The organism is Streptomyces canarius, assembly GCF_014650735.1.
GTDB lineage: Bacteria > Actinomycetota > Actinomycetes > Streptomycetales > Streptomycetaceae > Streptomyces > Streptomyces olivaceoviridis.
In genome coordinates this window covers 222,861-245,032 of the sequence record NZ_BMVN01000010.1, presented here as the reverse complement: position 1 = coordinate 245,032, position 22,172 = coordinate 222,861, and the positions used below count along the sequence as shown (strand labels likewise).

Genomic DNA, 22,172 nt, shown 5'->3' with positions numbered 1-22,172 from the left:
TCGTGATCATGTTCGTCCTGGAGCTGACCTACACCGCGCCGCTCGATGCCGTGGACGCCGTCCTGCCGGACCATGTGGCCTGGCTGGAGGAGCAGTACGAGAAGGGTCACTTCCTGGCCTCGGGACGCAAGAACCCCCGCGACGGCGGGGTGATCCTGGCCGTCGCGGGGGACCGCGCCCGCATCGACGAGATCGTCGCGGGCGACCCGTTCACCGTCGCCGGTGTGTGCGCCTACCGCGTCACGGAGTTCATCGCCACGAAGACGGCCCCGGAGCTGGCGCACCACCGGCAGACACTCGGCTGACGTCGGTCTGTCGACCTCCTCGGGCGTCGGGCCTGGCGGGCCGTCAGCCCTTCTTGGCGTTCAGCGCGCGCTGGAGTTCGTCCTTGTTCATGTGCGAACGGCCTTCGATGCCGCGCTGCCTCGCCTCGTTGTAGAGCTGGTCGCGCGTCGGGCCGTGCGAGCCGACCCGGTTGCCCGACCGCTGACCGCCACGCTTGCTCGACGACATGTCCTGCGTCGAGCTGCGGCTGGCGGTCTTGGACTCGCCGGAGCGGGCGCGTTCCTTGTTCACCGTCCGCGCGGCGATCTCCTCGGCACGCCCGGTGCTCTCGCCCCGGTCCTGCGCGCTCTTCTTGATGTGCTCGTACTGACGCTCACGCTTGGGGCTGGAACCGGCTGGCATGATCGCTCCCTTCCTTTGCGACGGGGAACGAGTACCCGCGTTCTGTCCCGCTTACCTCACCGGTCCGGCCGTGCCTCACCGTTCGAGCCGTGCCACCCGTCCCAGCTCGCCCGCCGCCCAGCAGCTCAGGTCGGGGGTGCAGGTGACGGTGTCGTAGGAGCCGTTGTCGATCGTCCGCCAGCTACGGCCGCCGTCGGTGGTCAGGTCGGTGCCGGTCGGGCCGACGGCCAGCGCGGCGGTGCGGCTGTGCGGGAGCCAGGCGGCGCCGGAGCGGTACGCGGGCGGCGGGGTGGTGGCGGGGCGCCAGGTGCGTCCGCCGTCGGCGGTGACCGCGGCGGCCTGCGGCGAGGGCTCGTCGGGGCGGTAGTCGCCGCCGACCGCGATGCCGTGGGTGCGGTCGCGGAAGGCCAGCGCGAAGACGCCCTTGGCCGGGTCGCCCGCGGGGACCGGCGTGTCGGCGGCCGTCCAGGTGAGCCCGCGGTCGGCGGAGTGCAGCACGCGCGCGTGGGCGCCGCCGCCGGTGGCCAGCCAGACGTCCTTCGGGCCGGCGGTGACGAGGCACTGGCCGCTCGCGGCGAAGCCCGCCTCGCCGTCCAGCGCGGGCGGCATGCCGTCCGCGGGCAGCACGCGCCAGGAACGTCCGCCGTCGGCGGTGGACAGGACGCGGAACTTCCCGTCCACGGGGTCGCCCAGGGCGAGGCCGTGGCGGCGGTCGAAGAAGGCGAGGCAGTCGTAGAAGGCCTTCGGGTCGGTGTTGCGGAAGGACTCCGTCCAGGTCGTACCGCCGTCGTCGGTGCGGTAGACGCGGGAGGCCTCGCCCTCGCCGATGGCGAGCACCACCGCGCGCCGGGCGTCGAACGCCGTCACGTCCCGGAACTGGAGACCGGACGCCCCGGGAGGCGAGACGTTCCGCCAGCTCGTGCCGCCGTCCGTGGTGCGCAGCACCGTGCCTTCGGTGCCGGCCAGCCAGGCGGTGCGCCGGTCGACGGCCGCGAGGCCCCGGAAACGGACGCGCGGCGTCCCGGAGTCCTTCGCCGCCCAGTGCACGCCTGCCGTGCCGGAGTCCTTCACCGCCCCGTGCGCGCTTCCCGCGCCGGCGGCCTCGGCCGCCCGGTTCGTGTGCTCCGTGTCCGGGGCCGGCTGCCCCGCGCTCGCCCGGCCGGTGGTGCCGTGGGCGAGCGGACGGGCCTCGGCCGCCGGGACCGTCAGGGCGGCGAGCGCCGCCCCGCACGCCGCTCCCGCCGCCACCAGCCGGCTCGTCCGTCCCCTGCGTCGCATGCTCCCCAAGCGCCTCATGGCGGGCGAAGCTAGCCGCACTCCCCCGGCCCCGTCCAGTGGGCTGCCGTGCCCGCGCGGCCGACGGGCGGGAACGGCCGTACGTTCCCCGTGCATGAACGCGGTGACCGAGGTCACTCGTTCCCCGTGTGCACGCATCGGCCGTTTCCGTCGTCTCTTCCAGTGCCGGGTGCCGCACACCCGGGCGCAGTCCATCCGTCACGAGGGAGCAAGGCGTTGTCCACCGTCATCGAGCAGCCCGTAGAGGCCCGTCTCGTCGCCGCCGCACCGCGCATGCCGAGCATTCCCGCCACGCTGCGCTACGACCGGCGCGACCCGTTCGCCGTCCGGATGACGTTCCCGGCCCCGGCCACGCTGGAGGGCGTCGAGGTGTGCTGGACCTTCTCCCGCGAACTGCTCACGGCGGGCCTCCAGGGCCCCGAGGGCCACGGTGACGTCCGCGTGCGGCCGTACGGGTACGACCGCACGGTGCTGGAGTTCCACGCCCCGGAGGGCACCGCGATCGTGCACGTGCGCTCGGGTGAGATCCGGCGGTTCCTGGAGGCGACCAGCGACCTGGTCCCCGTCGGCCTGGAACACCTCCAGTTCGACCTCGACCACGACCTGGCCGAGCTGATGCGGGACGCCTGCTGAGTGCCGGCCGGTGAACGCCACGCGCGCGTGGGGCGGCGCGGCGAATAATCACGTTGACAGCTCTTCCCGCTCTTCCTACGGTGTACAGCGGTTCTGTTGCCGTTGATTGGAGAAGGACGTTGCTCGTCTGAGGTCCTGAGACACCGCGTCGCACCGATGAGGTGTGCGTGGCGTACGACCTCGGCGTCCGAGCCGTCCTCCGGCACAGGCCGTTTCTCATGGCCCCTTCCGTGCCCCCGACCTTTCGGTTTCCGCCTCGCGGTGTCTCGACACGCGTCCACCCGAACGCACCCGTCCCTCGCGAGGCGCCCATGTCTGCTTCCCTCACCTGCACGTCCCTGTCCTTCACCTGGCCCGACGGCACCGCCGTCTTCGACGGCCTGGACATCGCCTTCGGTCCGGGCCGGACCGGGCTCGTCGGCGTCAACGGCTCGGGCAAGTCCACCCTGCTCAAACTGATGGCCGGGGAACTGGCCCCGGCCGACGGCACCCTCAAGGCGGCCGGCGAGATCGGCTACCTCCCGCAGAACGTCACGCTCGACACCGCGCTCCGCGTCGACCAGGCCCTCGGCATCGCCGGCCGGCGGGCCGCCCTGCACGCCATCGAGGCGGGCGACGTCGCCGAGGAGCACTTCGAGACCGTCGGCGACGACTGGGACGTGGAGGAGCGCGCCCTGGTCACCCTCGGCGAACTCGGTCTCGGCCACATCGGCCTGGACCGGACCGTCGGCGAGGTGTCCGGGGGCGAGTCGGTGCTGCTGCGGCTCGCCGCGCTGCTGCTGCGCCGCCCCGACGTCCTGCTGCTGGACGAGCCCACCAACAACCTCGACCTGTACGCGCGCCGGCGGCTGTACCAGACGGTGGCCTCCTGGCCGGGCGTGCTGGTCGTGGTCAGCCACGACCGGGAACTGCTCGACCTGGTCGACCAGATCGCGGAGCTGCGCTCCGGCGAGGTCGCCTGGTTCGGCGGCAACTTCTCGGCCTACGAGGAGGCGCTGGCCGTCGAGCAGGAGGCGGCCGAGCGGATGCTGCGCGTCGCCGAGGCCGATGTCCGCAAGCAGAAGCGCGAACTGGCCGATGCCCAGGTCAAACTGGCACGCCGCAAGCGGTACGGGCAGAAGATGTACGAACAGAAGCGCGAGCCGAAGATCGTCATGGGGGCACGCAAGCGCGCCGCCCAGGAGTCGGCGGGCAAGCACCGCATCATGCACGAGGAGCGGCTCGCCGAGGCCAGGGACCGGCTCGACGAGGCGGTGGAGGCCGTACGGGACGACGACGAGATCCGTGTCGACCTGCCGTACACGGCCGTACCGCCCGGCCGGCAGGTGCTCACCCTGGAGAAGCTGGAAACGGCCTACCAGGCGCGCGTGCCGGGCATCCTCGATCTGCGCGGACCGGAGCGGATCGCCCTGGTCGGCCGCAACGGCGCCGGCAAGACGACGCTGCTGCGGACCGTCGCCGGGGAGCTGGCGCCGGTGTCGGGCACGGCGACGGCCCATGTCCCGCTGCGGTTCCTGCCCCAGCGGCTGGACGTGCTGGACGACGGGCTTTCGGTGGCCGAGAACGTCGCCCGGTTCGCGCCGGGCGCCACCAACAACCGGGTCCGGGCCCGGCTCGCCCGCTTCCTGTTCCGGGGCGCGCGGGCCGACCAGAAGGCGGCCACCCTGTCGGGCGGTGAGCGTTTCCGGGCGGCCCTGGCCGCGCTGATGCTCGCCGAGCCCGCGCCCCAACTGCTGCTGCTGGACGAGCCCACCAACAACCTCGACATGGCCAGCGTCCGGCAGCTGACCACGGCTCTGGAGTCGTACGAGGGCGCGCTGGTCGTCGCCAGCCACGATCTGCCGTTCCTGGAGTCGATCGGGATCACACGGTGGCTGCTGATGGAGGGAGGGGAGCTGACGGAGACGACGCCCGAGGCGCTGTGGGACCCGGCCTGACCGGCCGGTGAGGGCCCGCCCCGGCCGGCCGGGGCCGGTCTCGGGAGAGACGCGCCGGGTACCGGGGGGTTTGGCCGTGGCGGGAGCGCCCTGCATGATGACGGACCGGCGCCGTGTGAGCGGCGCCGGACCGCACCATCGCACCGACCGATTCGAAAGGCCCCTCGTGCCCAGCAAGAAGGCCCTCGTCCGTCGCCCCAGCCCCCTCCTGGCCGACGGCCTGGTGACGCACATCCAGCGGGAGAAGGTCGATTCCGGGCTCGCCGGCGAGCAGTGGGAGGCGTACGTCGAGGCCCTGCGCACGCATGGCTGGGAGGTCATCGAGGTCGAACCGGCCGACGACTGCCCGGACTCGGTGTTCGTCGAGGACACCGTCGTCATGTACAGGAACGTCGCGTTGATCACCCGGCCCGGGGCCGAGTCGCGGCGGGCGGAGACCGCCGGCGTCGAGGAGGCGGTGGCCCGCCTCGGCTGCTCGGTGAACTGGATATGGGAACCGGGCACGCTGGACGGCGGTGACGTCCTCAAGGTCGGCGACACGGTGTACGTCGGCCGCGGCGGGCGGACCAACGCGGCCGGCGTGCAGCAGGTCCGGGCGGCCTTCGAGCCGCTGGGCGCCCGGGTGGTGGCCGTACCCGTGAGCAAGGTGCTGCACCTGAAGTCGGCGGTGACCGCGTTGCCCGACGGCACGGTGATCGGGCACATCCCGAAGATCGACCGGCCGTCGCTGTTCCCGGGCTTCCTGTCGGTGCCGGAGGAGTCCGGCGCGCATGTGGTGCTGCTCGGCGGCGGCAAGCTGCTGATGGCGGCGAGCGCCCCGAAGACCGCGGAGCTGCTGACCGATCTGGGCCATGACGTGGTGACGGTCGACATCAGCGAGTTCGAGAAGCTGGAGGGCTGTGTGACCTGTCTCTCGGTGCGCCTGCGGGAGCTGTACGCCTGACCGGGTGATCCCCTCGCGCCGGCAGCCCCGGGACCTGCGGGTCCCGGACCTGCCGGGGGCACCCGCGCACGGCCGTCCGGGCGGGCTGATCAGCGAGTTCTTTACAGCCCTCTTAACCTACGGCTTCGTAACCTACGGCTTCGTAGCCTACGATCACGTAGGTTTTCCGGCACCGCTCGCCGGACCGTCCCCTTCCTCCCCCGTTGTTCGGCGTCCCCCTGGAGTTCCTATGACGATCACCTCCCCCCACCTCGGCAGCCCGTCCGTCTGGACCGACGCGCGACTGCTGTACGCACTGGAGGAAGTGGTCGAGAAGGAGTTGAACCGGCACCTGAAGGTCGCCAAGGACTGGATGCCGCACGAGTACGTGCCGTGGAGCGACGGCCGCAACTTCCCGGGCCTGTTCGAGGACGGGGAAGCCTGGGACAAGGACCAGTCCCAGGTGACGGAGATCGGCCGGATCGCCCTCGTGGTGAACCTGCTGACCGAGGACAACCTGCCGAGCTACCACCACGAGATCGCCTCGCTCTTCGGCCGCGACGGCGCCTGGGGCACCTGGGTGCACCGCTGGACGGCCGAGGAGGGCCGGCACGGCATCGTGATGCGGGACTACCTGCTGACCTCGCGCGCGGTGGACCCGGACAAGCTGGAACGTTTCCGTATGGCGCACATGAGCGAGGGCTTCGAGTCCGACAACCGGCACTCGATGCTGCACTCGGTGGCCTACGTCGCCTTCCAGGAGCTCGCCACGCGGATCTCGCACCGCAACACCGGCCACCAGTCCGGGGACCCGGTCTGCGACCGCATGCTGGCCCGCATCGCGAACGACGAGAACCTGCACATGGTGTTCTACCGCAACCTGCTGAAGGCCGCGTTCGAGCTGGCGCCCGACCTGACCATGCAGGCGGTCCGGGACGTCGTCGTGAACTTCCGGATGCCCGGTCACGGCATCCCCGGTTTCGAGCGGGCCGCCGCGCAGATGGCGATCGGCGAGGTGTACAACCTGCGCATCCACCACGACGACGTGTTGCAGCCGGTGCTGCGCTTCCTGAAGGTCCTGGAGATCGACGGCCTCGGCCCCGAGGGGCGTCAGGCGCAGGAGGAACTCGGCCTGTTCATGGGCGGGCTGGACGCGGAGGCCACGAAGTTCGACGAGAAGCTGGCCGCGCGCAAGGCCCGGATGGCGGCGCGCGCCGGGGGCTGACACCCCGCGCGCGAGGCCCTGCCCGGCGCCCGGGCCGACGGGCGGCTCACGGCTTCACAGGGTGTCAGCGGGCGGCACGGCGCAGGGCGAGGCGCTCCTTCTCCGACAGGCCGCCCCAGACACCGAACCGCTCGTCGTTGGCCAGCGCGTAGTCCAGACAGGCCGGGCGCAGCTCGCACAGGGCGCAGATGCGCTTCGCCTCGCGCACCGAGCTGCCCGGCTCGGGGAAGAAGAAGTCCGGCCCGGTCTGCGCGCACAGCGCCTGCGCCTGCCAGGTGTCGTCGGCCGGGGTGATGGTTTCGTAGTGCATGGCCAGGAGCCTGCCGCACGGCGAAAAACGTTCGATCAACGCCGGCGAAACGGCGTGCTCGGGGCCTCCGGCCGCCCCGATGATGCTCCCCGCGGCCCGGCGCGCGCACGGCGGCGCGCCCAGCCGTGTGAAAACCGGGAGAACGGCTGCCGTCACGCTGGGTGAGGGCGGCGCGGTCCGGCGCGTCCCGGCACTCCGGCGGCGATTGTCAGTGGGCGGTGCCAGACTCGGCAGTGCACAGGACGGACCCCCTTGCGAGGAGGGCGAGATGCTCACCACCCGTTTCGTCGACGGCGCGCCCAACTGGATCGACGTCGGCAGTCCCGACATCGACGGCGCCGCCTCTTTCTACGGCGCCCTGTTCGGCTGGCGGTTCCGGTCGGCGGGGCCGGACGCCGGCGGTTACGGCTTCTTCCAGCTGGAGGGGAAGACCGTCGCGGGTGGCGTGCAGACCGGTCCCGGGCAGGGGCCCGCGGCCTGGACGGTGTACTTCCGGAGCGAGGACGCCCAGGCCACCGCGAAGGCGGCCGAAGAGGCCCACGGGAGAGTGCTGTTCCAGCCCATGGACGTGATGGGCCAGGGCCACATGGCGGTCCTCGCCGACCGGGCGGGCGTGCCGTTCGGGATCTGGCAGCCGGGCCGGACCCAGGGCGTGGAGCTCGCGGGCGAGCCGGGCTCGCTGCGCTGGGTGGAGCTGTACACGCCGGACATCGCGGCAGCCGCCGCGTTCTACCGCCGGGTGCTGGGCCTGGAGACCTCCGCGCCGTTCCCGGGCGGGACGTACACCTGTTTCAACCCGGACGGCGCCGGTGAGGACGCGATGTTCGGCGGGATGGTGCCGCTGGCCGACGATCCCACCGAGGCGGAGGCGGGGCCGTACTGGCTGCCGTACTTCGAGGTGGAGGACACCGACGCCGTGGTGGAACAGGCGCGGCGCCTGGGCGGGACGGTGCGGGTGCCCGCGACGACCGTGGAGGGCGTGGGCCGCACGGCCAGGCTCGCCGACCCCTACGGGGTCCGCTTCGCGGTGATCAGGAGCGAGCCGCCGCGGGGCTGAGCCTGCGGCGCGCGCCCGGCGGCCGACGGCTTCGGGGGTGGTGCGGCGGTCAGGCCGAGGCGCGGCGTATCAGGGTGGTCGGCAGGATCACTTCCGACGGCGCTGCCTCCTGGGCGCCGGCCGTCGTGTCCGTCCCCTCCCGGGCGCCGGACAGGCCGCGCAGCAGCAGGCGGGCCATCAGCCGGCCCATCTCCTCGATGTCCTGACGGACCGTCGTCAGCGAGGGGTCGGCCTGTTCGGTGACCGGCACCATGTCGTCGAAGCCGACCACGGCCACGTCCTCGGGCACGCGCCGGCCGCTCGCACGCAGCACCCGCAGGGCGCCGAGCGCGGTGAGGTCGTTGGCGGCGAACACGGCGTCGACGTCCGGGCAGCGGTTGAGGAGTTCCCGCATGGCGCGTTCGCCGCCGGACGGGGTGAAGTCGCTCTCCTCGACCAGCCGGGGATCGCACTCGCCCAGGACGTCGGTCATGACGTCCCGGTAGCCGTCGAGCCGGTCCACCGCCGAGGTCTGGTCCAGCGCTCCGGTGATGTGGGCGACGCGGCGGCGGCCGAGGTCCAGCAGATGCCGGACAGCCGCGCGGGCCCCGCCCCGGTTGTCGCAGTCGACGTACACCACGCCCGGGTCGGCCGCCCGGGCGTCCGCGCCCCAGTCGGGGCGCCCGCCGAACACGGTGGGCACGCCGGCGTCGTGGATGAGGCCGGGCAGCGGGTCGTCCAGGTGCAGGGAGAAGACGAGCGCCCCGTCGACATGGCCGCCGGCCAGATAGCGGGCCACGCGCGCGTGGTCGGCGCGGCCCTCGGTGAGCAGCAGCACCAACTGGTTGTCGTGCGCGGTCAGTTCCTTGCTGATGCCGCGCAGCTGGAGGGCGAAGAAGGGGTCGGCGAAGACCCGGGTCTCGGGCTCGGCGATGACGACCGCGACGGCGTCGTGCCGCCGGGTGACGAGGCTGCGCGCCGCCTGGTTGGGGACGTAGCCCAGCTCCTCCACGGCCCGCCGCACCCGCTCGGCCAGGGGTTCGCGGACCCCGTCGCCGCCGTTGACCACGCGGGACACGGTGGCCCGGGACACCCCGGCCCGCGCGGCCACGGCCTCCAGCGTGGGACGCGACACTGCCTCGGTCACTTCGGGACTCCTCATCGGCGGCTGCCGATCAGGATAGCCGCGGGACACGGGACCGGCCGGTGCCGGACGGACCCGCGGAACCGAGCGGGTCTCAGGGCGACGGCTCGCGGCGGGCGCGGCTCGGCTGCACCCGTTTGGGTTCGCCGGGCATCTTCGGGTACTCCGGCGGGTACGGCAGGTCGCCCAGGCCGTGGTCGTGTTCGTCCTGGCGGGCCAGTTCCAGCAGCGCGTCCAGGGAGAAGGCGTGGTCGTCCATGTCGGCGTGCACGTCACCGAGTTCGGCGAACCGGGCCGGCATGGTGGCGAGGTCGAAGTCGCGGGGTTCGGCGACCCCGACCTCCTCCCAGCGCAGCGGCGCCGAGACGGGGGCGTGCGGGCGGGGGCGTACCGAATAGGCGGAGGCGATGGTGCGGTCCCTGGCCGTCTGGTTGTAGTCGAGGAAGATGCGGCTCCCGCGCTCCTCCTTCCACCACTTGATGGTCACCCGGTCCGGCATCCGGCGCTCCATCTCCCGGCCGACCGCGATCGCCGCGCGGCGCACCTGGGTGAAGGTCCAGCGCGGTTCGATGGGGACGAAGACGTGCAGGCCCCGGCCGCCGGAGGTCTTCGGCCAGCCGCGCAGCCCGCCGAACTCGTCCAGGACGGCCCGCAGTTCCCGGGCGGCGCGGGCCGCGTCGGCGTAGTCGGTGCCGGGCTGCGGGTCGAGGTCGATGCGGAGTTCGTCGGGATGGTCGACGTCGGTGGCGCGGACCGGCCAGGGGTGGAAGGTGAGGGTGCCGTACTGGGCGGCCCACACCACGGCGGCCTCCTCGGTGGGGCACATCTCGTCGGCGCTGCGCCCGCTGGGGAAGGTGATGTGGGCGGTCGGGATCCAGCCGGGCATGCCCTTCGGCGCCCGCTTCTGGTAGAACCACTCGCCGCCGACGCCGTCCGGGTAGCGCTCCAGGGTGGTGGGGCGGTTGCGCAGGGCGCGCAGGATGCCGGGGCCGACGGCGGCGTAGTACCGGGCGAGGTCCAGCTTGGTGAAGCCCCGCTCCGGGAAGAACACCTTGTCCGGGCTGGACAGCCGTACGGTCCGGCCCGCCACCTCCAGTTCCACCGCATCACCCATGCGGCCACGGTAGGCGCACCCCGCACCACTCGCATACCGGGCAAAGCCGTACACATGGGGGCGGAAACGGATGTATGCGAGCAGAATCGGAGTCATGGATCTGCCCGTCATGCCGCCCGTGAAGCCGATGCTCGCCAAGTCGGTGGCGAAGATCCCGCCGGGGATGCACTACGAGGCCAAGTGGGACGGCTTCCGGTCGATCGTGTTCCGGGACGGGGCCGAGGTCGAACTGGGCAGCCGTACCGGAAAGCCGCTGACCAGGTACTTCCCCGAGCTGGTCGAGGCGCTGAAGGAGCGGCTGCCCGAGCGGTGCGTGCTGGACGGGGAGATCGTCATCGCGCGGGGCGGCCGGCTGGACTTCGACGCGCTGACCGAGCGGATCCACCCGGCGGCCTCCCGGGTGCGGATGCTGGCGGAGAAGACCCCGGCCTCCTTCGTCGCCTTCGACGTGCTCGCCCTGGACGACCACGCCCTGCTCGACGTGCCGCTCACCGACCGCCGTGCCCTGCTGGACCGGGCCCTGGCGGGGGCGACCCCGCCGGTGCACGTGGCGCCGTCGACGACCGACATCGAGGTGGCCCGGCAGTGGTTCGAGCAGTTCGAGGGCGCCGGTCTCGACGGGGTCGTCGCCAAGCCGCTCACCCTGCGCTACCTCCAGGACGAGCGGGCCATGTTCAAGATCAAGCACGAGCGCACGGCGGACGTCGTCGTCGCCGGGTACCGCTTCCACAAGAGCGGCCCGGTGGTGGGCTCGCTGCTGCTGGGGCTGTACGACGAGCAGGGCCGGCTCCAGCACGTGGGCGTGTCGGCCGCGTTCTCCATGAAGAAGCGCGCCGAGCTGGTCGAGGAGCTGGAGCCGCTGCGCATGGACGACGTCTCCGGGCACCCGTGGGCCGCCTGGACGGACGAGACCGCGCACGAGACGGCCCGGCTGCCGGGGGCGCCGAGCCGCTGGTCGGGCAAGAAGGACCTGTCCTGGGTGCCGCTGCGACCGGACCGGGTGGCCGAGGTGGCGTACGACCACATGGAGAACGGCCGGCGGTTCCGGCACACGGCCCGCTTCCGCCGCTGGCGCCCGGACCGTACGCCGGAGAGCTGCACGTACGCCCAGCTTCAGGAGCCGGTCCGGTACGACCTCGCGGAGATCCTCGGCGAGAAGGACGGCGGCTGAGCGGGACGGAACACGGGCACCGGCGCCGGCGCCCAGCCGGCCACAGCCACAGCCACAGCCACAGCCACAGCCACGGCTACGGCTGCATGAGGACCTTCACCGCGCCGTCCTGCTTGCGCTGGAACATCTCGTACGCGTGCGGCGCCTCCGTCAGCGGCAGCCGGTGCGTGGCGAAGTCCTGGACCCCGAGCGGGTCCTCGTCCGTCAGGTAGGGCAGGATCTGGTCGGTCCACCGGCGGACGTTGGCCTGGCCCATGCGGAGCTGGATCTGCTTGTCGAAGAGGGTCAGCATCGGCATCGGGTCGGCCATGCCGCCGTAGACACCGCTGAGCGAGATCGTGCCGCCCCGCCGGACCAGGTCGATCGCCATGTGGAGGGCGCCCAGCCGGTCGATGCTGAAACGTTCGGCGAGCGGGGCGCTGAGCTTGCGGGGCATGAGCGCGGTGGCCTTCTGGGCGAGCTTGGCGGCGGCGCCGCCGTGGGCCTCGGTGCCGACGGCGTCGATCACGGCGTCCGGGCCCCGGCCGCCGGTCTCCTCCTGGATCGCGTGGACCAGCGACTTCTCGTTGTCGAAGGCCCTGAGGTCGTATGTCTCCACCCCGCGCTGCTGCGCGCGGGTGAGCCGCTCCGGCACCAGGTCCACGCCGAAGACCCGCTCCGCGCCCCGGGCCCTGGCGATCCGGCAGGCCATGTCGCCGATCGGGCCGAGGCCGAGGACCGCGAGGGTGCCGCCGGGCGGGACGGCCGCGTACTCGACGGCCTGCCAGGCGGTCGGCAGCACGTCGGAGAGGTAGACGAACCGGTCGTCCGGCGGCCCCTCGGGCACCTTGATCGGGCCGAACTGCGCCTGCGGGACACGCAGGTACTCGGCCTGGCCGCCGGGGACGGAGCCGTACAGGCGGCTGTAGCCGAAGATGGCGGCGCCCATGCCCTCGCCGGTGACCTGCGTGGTCTCGCACTGGGTGGGCAGCCCGGTGTCGCACATGAAGCAGTGGCCGCAGGCGATCTGGAACGGCACCACCACCCGGTCGCCGTGCCGTAGGCCGGACACCTCGGAACCGACCTCCTCCACGATGCCCATGGGTTCGTGGCCGAGGACATCGCCCGGGCTCATGAACGGGGTGAGCACTTCGTACAGGTGCAGGTCGGAGCCGCACAGTCCGGTGGATGTGACGCGGATGACGGCGTCCGTGGGTTCCTCGATCCTCGGGTCGGGCACGTCCTCGACCCGGACGTCGCGCTTGCCCTGCCAGGTGACTGCCTTCATGGGGTCGTGCTCCCTTGGTCGCGTACGGCTGCTGTCGCGTACGGCCGCGTGCCGTGTGTGCGCCCCCGGGTACCCCCCGCCCACCGCCGCCGAACCCGAAGCGACCGGGTATGGCCAGTGATGACCGGATGAGCGCACAATCGGACCACACGAACGGGATGGCGACGGTGGGGACGAGACGCAGGGCGCGCACGCGGCGCGCCGCGCTGACGGCGACATTGCTGGCCGGCGCGCTGACGGCCGCCCTCACTGCGGGCTGCTCCGGCCACGGCGGGGGTGGCACGGACCGCGCCCCGCGGCACGCCCCGACACCGGCGCCGAGCCGCTCGGCCCCGGCCGGCTCACCGCTCGCCGTGAAGATCGACAATGTCCGCGCGGCCCGCCCGCAGACCGGGCTCGGCGCGGCTGACGTGGTGTACGTGGAGCAGGTGGAGGGCGGCCTGAGCCGGTTGCTGGCGGTGTACGCGACACGGCTGCCGAAGACCGTGGGACCGGTGCGCAGCGTCCGGGAGTCCGACCTGGAACTGCTGCGCCAGTTCACGATGCCGGCCCTCGCCTACTCGGGTGCCCAGCGCGCGCTGCTGCCGCTGGTCGACCGGGCGCCGCTGCGCGCGCGGTCACCCGAAGAGGCTCCGGACGCCTACTTCCGGGGCACGGACAGGGCCGCCCCGCACAACCTCTACCTGCGCCCGGCCGCGCTGCTGTCCGCCGCCCCGGGCGAGTCGGCGCTGACCACGGGTTTCCGTCGCGGCCCCGCCCCCTCCGGCGGCACCCCCGTCTCCGCGCGGACCGTGCGCTACCCGGCCGCCCGCCTCACCTTCACCTGGTCCGCCGAGCGCGGCGGCTGGCTGGTGGCGATGGACGGCACCCCCGTGCAGACGACCGACAGCGGCCGGCCGGCACCGCCGACGGTGGTCGTGCAGCACGTGAAGGTCCGCACCTCGCGCTACCACGACGTGCTCGGCAGTCCCACGCCGTACACCGAGACGACCGGCTCCGGGCGGGCGGAGGTGCTGCGGGACGGACGGTCCTTCGACGGCTTCTGGTCACGGCCGACGGCGACGGACGGTACGGCGTTCACGGCGGCGGACGGCGGCGGGCTGGACTTCGCGGCCGGGCAGGTGTGGGTGGTGTTCGTACCGGCGCCGTGAGGCGGCCGGTGTCCCGAAGGCCGGTACCGGTGTCGTCAGCTCTGCGCGGCCAGTGGGCCGGCCGGGTGGCGCAGTTCCTCGGCCGCGTCCGCGACCCGGCGGATCAGGTCGAAGAACACGGCCTGTTCCCCGGCGGACAGCGGGGCGAGGAACACCTGGTTCATCCGGGCGGTCCGCACGGTCAGTCTGCGGTGGGTGCGCAGGCCGTCGTCGGTGAGGCGGAGCAGGAAGCGCCGGCCGTCCTGGGGGTCACGCACCTTGTGCAGCAGCCCCCGGCGGCCGAGCCGGCTGATGACCTCGGCGATGGTGGAGCGGTCGAGGCCCACCCGCTCCCCCACCGTGCGCTGGTCGAGCCCGGGCTCGGCGACGAGGGCGTTCATGACCGCGAACTGCGGCGAGGTGATCTCCTCCGAGACCATCGTGTTCCACAGCAGGTAGTGCGCCTGCTGGAGCCGCCGGGCCAGGTGCCCGGGATGGGTGGCGAGGTCCACCGCGGCCATGTGCGCTCCCCTGGTCGATTCGTTGGTGCACTGAACGATACCCGGCGCCCGACTCCATGTCTCGTTCCGCCGGCCGTACGGTTGCCCGCCCTTGACGGTGACTCTCTCCGGTGGCAGCGTGAGCAGCACCTCGCCGAAATAGTCAGTGCCCTGACTGTCTGCTCCTACTGAACCGGAGAGACCTCCTCCTCGAACGCCAAGGAAGCGTCAGGTATCCCATGCCTCTCACCCAAGCCGACATCGACCGGGAGATCGCCGCCGCGCACGCCGCCTACGACAAGCGCGTCGCCGACGGCGCTCCCGTCGAACACCACCCGCGCCGCGACTACGCGCCGTACCGTTCCTCCGTGCTGCGCCACCCGAAGCAGCCCCTGGTGGCGATCGACACCGGCCAGGACCCCGAGATGGTGGAACTGCACTCCCCCGCCTTCGGGGAGCGCGACCTCACCGAGATCGACAACGACCTCACCCGGCAGCACACCGGGGAGCCCATCGGCGAGCGGATCACCGTCTCCGGGCGGCTGCTGGACCGGCACGGGCGCCCGGTCCGCGGCCAGTTGATCGAGATCTGGCAGGCCAACTCGGCCGGCCGCTACGCCCACCGGCGCGAGCAGCACGACGCCCCGCTGGACCCGAACTTCACCGGCGTCGGCCGCGCCCTCACCGATGCCGAGGGCCGCTACCACTTCACCACCGTCCAGCCGGGCCCCTACCCGTGGCGCAACCACGTCAATGCCTGGCGCCCGGCGCACATCCACTTCTCGGTGTTCGGCTCGGCGTTCGCCCAGCGGCTGGTGACGCAGATGTACTTCCCGAACGACCCGCTCTTCCGGTACGACCCGATCCTCCAGTCCGTGACCGACGACGCGGCCCGGCAGCGACTGGTCGCCACCTACGACCACAGCCTGTCGGTGCCGGAGTTCTCGCTCGGCTACCACTGGGACATCGTGCTGGACGGCCCGGCCGCCACCTGGACGGAAGAAGGACGCTGACCGCCATGACGATCACCGACCCGAGCGGCCCGGACCAGGTGCTGCCCACCCCGTCCCACACCGTCGGCCCGTTCTACGGCTACGCGCTGCCGTTCCGCGGCGGCGAGGAGATCGCGCCGCTCGGCCACCCGGACACGATCACCGTCCACGGGTACGTCCTCGACGGCGACGGTGACCCGCTGCCCGACGCGCTGATCGAGCTGTGGGGTCCGCGTCCCGACGGCACCGTCCCGCACGTGGACGGCTCCCAGCGGCGCGACCCGGCCACCGGCGGTCACCTGGGCCGCAACGGCGTGGAGTTCACCGGCTGGGGCCGCGTCCAGACCGATGCGAACGGCCACTGGTACGCCCGTACGCTGCGGCCCGGCGCACGCGGGCGGAACGCGCCGTACCTCAGCGTCTGCGTCTTCGCGCGGGGCCTGCTCGTGCACCTGTTCACCCGGATCTACCTGCCGGGCGACGAGGCCGCGCTGGCCGCCGACCCGCTGCTGACCCGGGTGGGCGACCGGCGCGACACGCTGATCGCGAGCGAGGAGGCGGGCGGCGCCTACCGTTTCGACATCCGCCTTCAGGGCGAAGGCGAGACGGTCTTCCTGGAGTTCGAGTGACATCCGCTTCCCCTCCCTACGCCGACACCGGCCTGCTCGCCCCGGAGTGGGCGCTGTCGGGCGCCGCGTCCGAGACGAGCGACCACGCGTATCTGCGGGCCCTGCTGGACGCGGAGGCCGCGCTGACCCGGGCACAGGCCGCGCTGGGCCTCGCCCCGGCCGGGGCCGCGGCGGCGGTGACCGAGGCGGCCGTCCCGGACCGGTTCGGCATCCGCTCCCTGGCGGCACGGACCGCGGACGGCGGCAACCCGGTGATCCCGCTGGTCGCCGACCTGACCGCCGCGGTCGGCGCGGAGTACGGCCCCTACGTCCACCGCGGCGCCACCAGCCAGGACATCATGGACACCGCGACCATGCTGGTCGCCACGCGCGCCCTCGCCGTGGTCCTGGCCGACCTCGGCCGCACCGAACAGGCGCTGGCCCGCCTCGCCGCCGCACACCGGGACACGGTGCTGCCGGGGCGGACGCTCACCCAGCACGCCGTACCGACGACGTTCGGGCTGAAGGCGGCCGGCTGGCGCTCGCTGGTCCTGGACGCGCGCGACCGCGTCACCCTCGTCCGGGACTCGCTCCCCGCCCAACTCGGCGGCGCCGCCGGGACCCTGGCGGCCTTCCGGGCGTACGGCACCGAGGACGAGACCGCCCTGACGCGGGCGTACGCCCGCGAAGCCGGCCTCGCCGCCCCGGCGCTGCCCTGGCACACCCTGCGCACCCCCGTCGCGGACCTGGCGGGGTGCCTGGCGTTCACGGCGGGGGCGCTGGGCAAGTTCGCCGTGGACGTGCTGACGCTGTCGCGCACCGAGACCGGCGAGGTGAGCGAGGGCAGCGGCGGCGGCTCGTCGGCCATGCCGCACAAGGCGAACCCGGTGCGCGCCACACTCCTGGCAGCCGCCGCCCGGCGCGCCCCGCAGCTCGCGGCGACGCTGTACGGCTGCCTCGCCGCCGAGGACGAACGGCCGGCCGGCGCCTGGCACGCCGAGTGGGAGCCGCTGCGCGACCTGCTCCGGCTGGTGGGCGGCGCGGCCTGCCACGCCGCGGAGCTGGCCGGGGGGCTGCGCGTGCACCCGGCCGCGATGCGCCGGAACCTCGGCATCACCCGGGGTCTGATCGTCTCCGAGCGGCTGTCGGCCGCCCTCGCGCCCGTCCTCGGCCGGGCGCGGGCCAAGCAGCTGCTGACCGAACTGGCCCGCCGCGCCCACGCCGAGGACCGCCCGCTGTCCGGACTGCTGTCGGAGATCGACGAGTTGCAGGACGTCGATCTCGACGACCTGCTCGACCCCGCCCACTACACCGGCTTCGCCGGTTCCCTCACCGACCGTGCCCTGGAGCGATCTTGACCGCGAAACTCCTCAACCACCTGGAAGAAGGCCCGGCTTCCGCTCCCCCGCTGCTGCTCGGGCCCTCGCTCGGCACCTCCCTGGCCCTGTGGGACCAGGTCGCGCCCGAACTGTCCGCCGCCCACCGGGTCGTCCGCTGGGACCTGCCCGGGCACGGGGGCTCGGCGGCGGGCCTGATCGGGCCGGGCGCGCGTGTCGGCGACCTGGCCGCACTGGTGCTGGAGCTGGCCGACACCCTCGGCATCGACCGGTTCGCGTACGCGGGCGTGTCCCTGGGCGGCGCCGTCGGCCTGCACCTGGCCGTCCACCACCCCGAGCGGCTGTCCTCGCTGGCGGTGCTGTGCTCCTCCGCCCACTTCGGCGGGGAGGCGCCCTGGCGGGAGCGGGCCGAGCGGGTGCGCCGCGAGGGCCTGGCCGGGCTGGCGGACGGCGCCGAGGCGCGCTGGTTCACGCCCGGGTTCAGCGTGCCGGGGCTGGTCCGCGACCACCGGGAGGCCGATCCCCAGGCGTACGCCGCCTGCTGCGACGCGCTCGCCGCGTTCGACCTGCGCGACCGGCTGGGCGAGATCACCGTGCCGACGCTGCTGGTGGCGGGCCGGCAGGATCCCGCGACCCCGCCCGCCCATCTGCGGGAGATCGCCGACGCGGTGCCGGCGGCGACGCTGGTGGAGCTGCCCGGGGCCTCCCACCTGGCGCCGGCGCAGTGCCCGCGGGCCGTGCTGAGCGCGCTGCGCACCCACCTCGACGGACCGGCGGCGAGCGGCATGGCGGTGCGCCGGGAGGTGCTGGGCGACGCCCATGTGGATCGCGCGCAGGCCCGGCAGACCCCGTTCACGGCCCGCTTCCAGGACTTCATCTCCCGCTACGCCTGGGGGGAGATCTGGACCGACCCGACGCTGTCCCGCCGCGAGCGCAGCATGATCACGCTGACCGCGCTGGTCGCGCACGGTCACCACGACGAGCTGGCGATGCACGTCCGGGCGGCGCGGCGCAACGGGCTGACGCCGCAGGAGATCGGCGCGGTGCTGTTGCAGACCGCCGTGTACTGCGGGGTGCCGGCCGCCAACTCGGCGTTCGCGACGGCCCAGCGGGTCCTCGCCGAGGAGGAGACGGGCTGAGGGGCGAGGGTGACCCTGCTGGCCGCACTCCCGGCAGCGGCTCGCTCCCGGCGCTCGGGCGTGCCTAGGCTGGCGGTATGTCCACTGTTCTGATCACCGGCGCCACCTCGGGGCTCGGCCGGTACGTCGCCTTCGAACTGGTCCGCTCCGGTCACCTCGTCCTGGCCCACGGCCGCGACCGGGCGCGCACCGAGCGGCTGGTCGAGGAGCTGCGCACGGAGGGCGCGGCCGAGGGGTTCGTCGCCGATCTGGCCCGGCTGGCCGAGGTGCGGGAGCTGGGCGCGCGGGTGGCCGAGGCGCATCCCGGCCTCGACGTGCTGGTCAACAACGCGGGCGTGGGCGCCGGGACACCCGGCTCCGGGCGCGAGCTGAGCGCTGACGGGCATGAGCTGCGGCTCGCCGTGAACTACCTCGCGCCCGTGGTGCTGACCCGCGCCCTGCTGCCGGTGCTGCGGGCGAATCCGCCGGCCCGGATCGTCAACGTCGGCTCGGGCGGCCAGGAGCCCGTCGATGCCGCCGATCCCGAACTCACCCGCGGCTACAGCGGGATCTCGGCCTACTGCCGCAGCAAGTTCGCGCTCGCCGCGTACACGTTCACCCTGGCCGAGGAGTTGGCGGGCAGCGGTGTGTCGGTGAACGTGCTGCACCCCGCCACCTACATGGACACGGCGATGGTCCGCGAGGGCGGCATCACCCCGTGGAACTCCGTCGCCGACGGGGCACCGGGCGTACTGGCCCTGGCCACCCGGGAGACGGGCAGTGGCGGGTACTACGACGGGACCCGGCCGGCGCGGGCGCACGAGGCGGCGTACGACGCTGACGTGCGCAAGCGGCTGGCGGCGGTGACGGAGCAGTTGCTGGGCATGTGACGCCGGGGACGCCGGGTCGGTGCAGGCCCCGCCTGTCCAGCGCGGCTCAGCGCAGCCCCCGCCCCGTCTCCAGCACCTCCCGTGCCCGGGCCGCCAGGTGCTCGGCGCCGCACGCCCGGGCCAGGTCCAGGCTCCGGCCCAGTTCCGCGGCCGAGCGGGCGGCGATGCCGTACTCGACGCGGGCCGCCGCGTGCTCGTACTGGCAGGGTGAGGCCTCCAGGTAGGTGACGGCCCGGGCGGCGAGCTGGACCGCCCGCTGTCCCGTCGCCAGGGCGGCGGCGCAGCGCAGGGCCTCGCCGACGGCGGTGTCCGTGCCGAACCGCTCGGCCTGCCGGCGGGCGTCGGCCGCGAGCTGGGCGGCGCGGTCCGGGTCCTGCCCGGCGAGCGCCTGGGCGAGGTCGATGGACCAGGGCGCGAGGACCGGGTTGTGGCCGCCGCGGGAGGCTGCGGTCTTCTCGGCGGCCTCCAGTTCGTTGATGCCGTCCTCGGTGCGGCCGACGGCGAGCAGCAGCCGGCCGCGCACGGAGCGGATGTCGGGCAGCACGATGGTGGACGGGTACGGCGGCGCGAAACCGTACCGTTCGGCGACCGACCATGCCTCCTTGACCCGGCCCCGGGCCAGCAGGGTGTCGACCAGACCGCAGGTGGCCGACCAGTACAGCGGCAGGCGGCGGCCGACGCGTTCGGCGAGGACCACGGCCTCGCGCAGGGTGGACTCGGCGTCGCGCAGCCGGCCCTGCCTGCGGTAGGCGAGCCCGAGGAAGGCGTTGGCCAGGGAGAGGTGGACGCCGTGCCAGCCGGCCGTGGTGTAGACACGCCGGGCTTCGGCGAACAGGCTCTCGGCGCGGTCGAGCCGGTCGGCGTAGGTGTAGGCGCTGCCGAGCATCATCAGCAGTTCCATGCCCCACTCGGTGTCGGTCCAGCCGAGGCCGGGCGCGAGGCGGCCGTTGACCAGGGCGCGGTCGCACAGGTCGATGACCTCGTCGGCGCTCTCGCCATGGGTCATCGCGTCGAAGGCGCGCAGGATCAGCAGGACGCGTTCGGCGTTGTCGCGGCCCGCACAGGTGCTCGCCAGTTCGGCCAGGCGCCGGGAGCGGGCCGGGGAGACGGTCTCGCCGTGGATGCCCTCCCACATGAACTGGAAGGCCCGCAACCGCATCCGGACGGGGCCCGCCTCGTGCCGGGCGGCCTCGGCCTCGACCGTGCGGACGGCCTCCTCCAGCTGGTCGTTGTGGAGCAGCGCCTGGGAGAGGCGGACGACGGCGTCGACCCGGTCGCCGTCGAGGCCGGGCATGCCGAGGGCGCTCTGGAGGTGGTCGATGGTGACCGCGGGGTCGGTCAGCAGGGTGGCGCAGCCGAGTTCGTAGAGGACGTGCGCGTGCACCTCGGGGAGGGGCGGCTCGGCCAGGGCGCGTTCCAGGCAGCGGCGGGCCGCGTCGGGCGCGCCGACGGCGAGGTGTTCGCGGGCGGCCTCGCGCAGCTGCTCGACCAGTTCCTCGTCGTCGTCCGGGTGCACCTTCAGCAGGTGGCGGGCGGCCTCGGCGGCGCCGCGGCCTCGCTCGGTGATCATCTGCGCGGCGACGCCGTGCATGGCGGTGCACACGCCGGACGGGATGGAGTTGTAGACGGCGGTGGCGATGAGGGGGTGGACGAACTCCAGCTCGCCGTCCGTGCGTCGGGTGCCGGCGGACGGTTCGGGCGCGGTGAGGATGCGGGCGTCGCAGAGGAGTTCGGCGCACGTGCGGGCCAGTTCGTCGTTCATGGTGGCGAGTTGGGCGACCATGTCGACGGTGATGCCGGTGCCGAGGATGGCGGCGGCCCAGGCGAACCGGGTGGCCTCCAGGCCGAGGCCCTTGAGCCGGTCGACCAGTCCGCCGTCGCGGGCGGCGCGGTTGAGGGCGCGCAGCTCTCCCGCCTGCGCCTCGACGGGCGGGAGTTCGCTGTCCCGGACCTTGGCGAGGAGTTCGACGGTGTCGTAGGGGTTGCCGCCGGTGACGGCCCAGACCTCGCGGCAGAACGCGTCGTCGGCGTGCCGGCCGACGGTGGCGCGGGTGAGTCCGGCGGTGGCGTCCGGGGTGAGGGCGCTGAGGTTGTGGACGGGGCGGCCGGCGGCGGCCACCGCGTCGAGCAGGCGGGCGCCGTCCCCGCTGACCTCCCCGGGCCGGCGGGCGACCACGACGAGGACGGACAGGTCGTCCAGGCGCTCGGCGAAGGCGGCGAGCCAGCGCAGGGTCTCCTGGTCGGCCCAGTGCGCGTCGTCGACGAGCAGGACCAGCGGCCACTGGCGGCGGGAGAGCCGGCGCACGGCGGCGACGAGTCCGTCGCAGACGTACTGCGGGTCGGCCTTGTCGGCCCGCGGTTCCGCTATGCCGAGGGCGGGACCGGCGATGTCGTACCAGTCGCCGAGGTACTCGCGGGCCTCCTCGGGCAGTAAGGACAGCAGCGCGGGCTGGAGCAGTTGCCGTACGACGTGGAAGGGGACGGATCTCAGCGTCTCGGCGCCGCGTGCGGACCAGACGGCGCAGCCGCGGCGTTCGGCGATGCGCCGGATCTCGGCCAGCAGCGCGGTCTTGCCGAGTCCCGCCTCGCCCCGGATGACCAGCAGGCTGCCCGCGGACGACTGGTCCGCGCACAGGACGTCGAGCGCCCGCGCGACGGTGGCGAGCTCGGCGTCCCGCTCCCACAGGGGAGCCGAGCCGGCCGCCGACGGCCGTCCCTCCGTCATCCCGTTACCTCCCCAGGTCGCCCGAATGACGTACGGAACCCGAGCGTAGCCGTCGGGCGGGGCCCTCGGTGGCCGCTCGCGGCAGCTGCTGCCCGGCCGGGTGAAACAGGGGGCGGGCGGGCGACGCGAC

At 73.6% G+C, this 22,172-nt stretch carries 21 protein-coding genes; 13 read left to right on the top strand and 8 right to left on the bottom strand.

Annotation, left to right across the window (positions count from 1 at the left end; translation table 11 throughout):
• Window positions 1-8 precede the first annotated feature (8 nt).
• Window positions 9-305 (top strand): YciI family protein, encoded by a 297-nt coding sequence (locus tag IE294_RS17530; protein ID WP_107113013.1) that lies wholly within the window; start codon window positions 9-11, stop codon window positions 303-305.
• 43 nt (window positions 306-348) lie between these two features.
• Here IE294_RS17530 and IE294_RS17525 read toward each other — a convergent pair whose 3' ends face one another.
• Together IE294_RS17525 and IE294_RS17520 are read right to left on the bottom strand one after the other, a co-directional pair.
• Window positions 349-687: a plasmid stabilization protein gene (locus IE294_RS17525; protein WP_189815750.1), complete on the bottom strand. Its 339-nt coding sequence runs from the start codon at window positions 685-687 to the stop codon at window positions 349-351.
• Window positions 688-762: 75 nt separating this feature from the next.
• Window positions 763-1,965 (bottom strand): WD40/YVTN/BNR-like repeat-containing protein, encoded by a 1,203-nt coding sequence (locus tag IE294_RS17520; RefSeq protein ID WP_189887051.1) that lies wholly within the window; start codon window positions 1,963-1,965, stop codon window positions 763-765.
• A 234-nt stretch (window positions 1,966-2,199) separates the two neighbouring features.
• On the opposite strand from IE294_RS17520, the gene ssgD reads away from it, so the two are divergent.
• The 4 genes from ssgD to IE294_RS17500 all read left to right on the top strand — a co-directional run bounded on the left by ssgD (window position 2,200) and on the right by IE294_RS17500 (window position 6,700).
• Complete coding sequence (ssgD, locus tag IE294_RS17515) at window positions 2,200-2,616, top strand: spore wall synthesis regulator SsgD (protein ID WP_189887049.1); 417 nt, start codon at window positions 2,200-2,202, stop codon at window positions 2,614-2,616.
• A gap of 311 nt (window positions 2,617-2,927) precedes the next feature.
• The gene (locus IE294_RS17510; protein ID WP_189887047.1) at window positions 2,928-4,553 is read left to right on the top strand and encodes an ABC-F family ATP-binding cassette domain-containing protein; all 1,626 of its coding nucleotides are present in this window, start codon (window positions 2,928-2,930) and stop codon (window positions 4,551-4,553) included.
• 166 nt (window positions 4,554-4,719) lie between these two features.
• Entirely contained in the window at window positions 4,720-5,496 is a 777-nt protein-coding gene (gene ddaH, locus IE294_RS17505; protein ID WP_189887044.1) for a dimethylargininase, read from the top strand.
• A 229-nt stretch (window positions 5,497-5,725) separates the two neighbouring features.
• Window positions 5,726-6,700, top strand: a complete 975-nt coding sequence (locus tag IE294_RS17500; RefSeq protein ID WP_189887042.1) for an acyl-ACP desaturase — start codon at window positions 5,726-5,728, stop codon at window positions 6,698-6,700.
• Between the two features lie 64 nt (window positions 6,701-6,764).
• On the opposite strand, the gene IE294_RS17495 is transcribed toward IE294_RS17500, so the two are convergent.
• Entirely contained in the window at window positions 6,765-7,010 is a 246-nt protein-coding gene (locus IE294_RS17495) for a WhiB family transcriptional regulator (RefSeq protein ID WP_189887040.1), read from the bottom strand.
• 268 nt (window positions 7,011-7,278) lie between these two features.
• Here IE294_RS17495 and IE294_RS17490 point away from each other — a divergent pair, with 268 nt between their 5' ends.
• Window positions 7,279-8,067: a VOC family protein gene (locus IE294_RS17490; RefSeq protein WP_189887038.1), complete on the top strand. Its 789-nt coding sequence runs from the start codon at window positions 7,279-7,281 to the stop codon at window positions 8,065-8,067.
• Between the two features lie 49 nt (window positions 8,068-8,116).
• On the opposite strand, the gene IE294_RS17485 is transcribed toward IE294_RS17490, so the two are convergent.
• Window positions 8,117-9,193, bottom strand: a complete 1,077-nt coding sequence (locus IE294_RS17485) for a LacI family DNA-binding transcriptional regulator (RefSeq protein WP_189887037.1) — start codon at window positions 9,191-9,193, stop codon at window positions 8,117-8,119.
• A gap of 91 nt (window positions 9,194-9,284) precedes the next feature.
• Entirely contained in the window at window positions 9,285-10,304 is a 1,020-nt protein-coding gene (gene ligD / locus IE294_RS17480; protein ID WP_189887035.1) for a non-homologous end-joining DNA ligase, read from the bottom strand.
• Window positions 10,305-10,398: 94 nt separating this feature from the next.
• Here ligD and IE294_RS17475 point away from each other — a divergent pair, with 94 nt between their 5' ends.
• Window positions 10,399-11,475 carry an ATP-dependent DNA ligase gene (locus IE294_RS17475; RefSeq protein ID WP_189887033.1) on the top strand — a complete coding sequence of 359 codons (1,077 nt, stop codon included), beginning with the start codon at window positions 10,399-10,401 and terminating at the stop codon, window positions 11,473-11,475.
• Between the two features lie 76 nt (window positions 11,476-11,551).
• On the opposite strand, the gene IE294_RS17470 is transcribed toward IE294_RS17475, so the two are convergent.
• Window positions 11,552-12,742, bottom strand: a complete 1,191-nt coding sequence (locus IE294_RS17470) for a zinc-dependent alcohol dehydrogenase (RefSeq protein ID WP_189887031.1) — start codon at window positions 12,740-12,742, stop codon at window positions 11,552-11,554.
• A gap of 128 nt (window positions 12,743-12,870) precedes the next feature.
• Between IE294_RS17470 and IE294_RS17465 the strand changes: the two genes are divergently transcribed.
• Window positions 12,871-13,893 carry a DUF3048 domain-containing protein gene (locus IE294_RS17465; protein WP_229917189.1) on the top strand — a complete coding sequence of 341 codons (1,023 nt, stop codon included), beginning with the start codon at window positions 12,871-12,873 and terminating at the stop codon, window positions 13,891-13,893.
• A gap of 35 nt (window positions 13,894-13,928) precedes the next feature.
• Here the strand turns inward: IE294_RS17465 and IE294_RS17460 are convergent, their stop codons facing one another.
• Entirely contained in the window at window positions 13,929-14,393 is a 465-nt protein-coding gene (locus IE294_RS17460; protein WP_189887029.1) for a MarR family winged helix-turn-helix transcriptional regulator, read from the bottom strand.
• 218 nt (window positions 14,394-14,611) lie between these two features.
• Between IE294_RS17460 and pcaH the strand changes: the two genes are divergently transcribed.
• The 5 genes from pcaH (at window position 14,612) to IE294_RS17435 (ending at window position 19,317) form a co-directional block, all read left to right on the top strand.
• Entirely contained in the window at window positions 14,612-15,385 is a 774-nt protein-coding gene (pcaH, locus tag IE294_RS17455; RefSeq protein ID WP_189887027.1) for a protocatechuate 3,4-dioxygenase subunit beta, read from the top strand.
• 5 nt (window positions 15,386-15,390) lie between these two features.
• Complete coding sequence (pcaG, locus tag IE294_RS17450; RefSeq protein WP_189887025.1) at window positions 15,391-15,993, top strand: protocatechuate 3,4-dioxygenase subunit alpha; 603 nt, start codon at window positions 15,391-15,393, stop codon at window positions 15,991-15,993.
• On the top strand, window positions 15,990-17,330 hold the full coding sequence (gene pcaB / locus IE294_RS17445; protein ID WP_189887023.1) for a 3-carboxy-cis,cis-muconate cycloisomerase: 1,341 nt from the start codon (window positions 15,990-15,992) through the stop codon (window positions 17,328-17,330). The genes pcaG and pcaB overlap by 4 nt, the downstream gene beginning before the upstream one ends.
• Window positions 17,327-18,448, top strand: a complete 1,122-nt coding sequence (pcaDC, locus tag IE294_RS17440; RefSeq protein WP_189887020.1) for a bifunctional 3-oxoadipate enol-lactonase/4-carboxymuconolactone decarboxylase PcaDC — start codon at window positions 17,327-17,329, stop codon at window positions 18,446-18,448. Before pcaB ends, pcaDC begins: the two co-directional genes overlap by 4 nt.
• A 77-nt stretch (window positions 18,449-18,525) precedes the next feature.
• The gene (locus IE294_RS17435; protein ID WP_189887018.1) at window positions 18,526-19,317 is read left to right on the top strand and encodes an SDR family NAD(P)-dependent oxidoreductase; all 792 of its coding nucleotides are present in this window, start codon (window positions 18,526-18,528) and stop codon (window positions 19,315-19,317) included.
• A gap of 46 nt (window positions 19,318-19,363) precedes the next feature.
• Here IE294_RS17435 and IE294_RS17430 read toward each other — a convergent pair whose 3' ends face one another.
• On the bottom strand, window positions 19,364-22,042 hold the full coding sequence (locus tag IE294_RS17430) for an ATP-binding protein (protein WP_189887016.1): 2,679 nt from the start codon (window positions 22,040-22,042) through the stop codon (window positions 19,364-19,366).
• Window positions 22,043-22,172 lie beyond the last annotated feature (130 nt).

Coding starts and splice junctions, on each gene's coding strand:
- ligD (WP_189887035.1), bottom strand. CDS start 10,304: ATGGGTGATGCGGTGGAACTGGAGGTGGCGGGCCGGACCGTACGGCTG.
- IE294_RS17470 (WP_189887031.1), bottom strand. CDS start 12,742: ATGAAGGCAGTCACCTGGCAGGGCAAGCGCGACGTCCGGGTCGAGGAC.
- IE294_RS17530 (WP_107113013.1), top strand. CDS start 9: ATGTTCGTCCTGGAGCTGACCTACACCGCGCCGCTCGATGCCGTGGAC.
- IE294_RS17525 (WP_189815750.1), bottom strand. CDS start 687: ATGCCAGCCGGTTCCAGCCCCAAGCGTGAGCGTCAGTACGAGCACATC.
- IE294_RS17465 (WP_229917189.1), top strand. CDS start 12,871: ATGAGCGCACAATCGGACCACACGAACGGGATGGCGACGGTGGGGACG.
- IE294_RS17500 (WP_189887042.1), top strand. CDS start 5,726: ATGACGATCACCTCCCCCCACCTCGGCAGCCCGTCCGTCTGGACCGAC.
- IE294_RS17435 (WP_189887018.1), top strand. CDS start 18,526: ATGTCCACTGTTCTGATCACCGGCGCCACCTCGGGGCTCGGCCGGTAC.
- IE294_RS17475 (WP_189887033.1), top strand. CDS start 10,399: ATGGATCTGCCCGTCATGCCGCCCGTGAAGCCGATGCTCGCCAAGTCG.
- IE294_RS17510 (WP_189887047.1), top strand. CDS start 2,928: ATGTCTGCTTCCCTCACCTGCACGTCCCTGTCCTTCACCTGGCCCGAC.
- IE294_RS17520 (WP_189887051.1), bottom strand. CDS start 1,965: ATGCGACGCAGGGGACGGACGAGCCGGCTGGTGGCGGCGGGAGCGGCG.
- IE294_RS17430 (WP_189887016.1), bottom strand. CDS start 22,042: ATGACGGAGGGACGGCCGTCGGCGGCCGGCTCGGCTCCCCTGTGGGAG.
- pcaH (WP_189887027.1), top strand. CDS start 14,612: ATGCCTCTCACCCAAGCCGACATCGACCGGGAGATCGCCGCCGCGCAC.
- IE294_RS17490 (WP_189887038.1), top strand. CDS start 7,279: ATGCTCACCACCCGTTTCGTCGACGGCGCGCCCAACTGGATCGACGTC.
- IE294_RS17495 (WP_189887040.1), bottom strand. CDS start 7,010: ATGCACTACGAAACCATCACCCCGGCCGACGACACCTGGCAGGCGCAG.
- IE294_RS17460 (WP_189887029.1), bottom strand. CDS start 14,393: ATGGCCGCGGTGGACCTCGCCACCCATCCCGGGCACCTGGCCCGGCGG.
- pcaG (WP_189887025.1), top strand. CDS start 15,391: ATGACGATCACCGACCCGAGCGGCCCGGACCAGGTGCTGCCCACCCCG.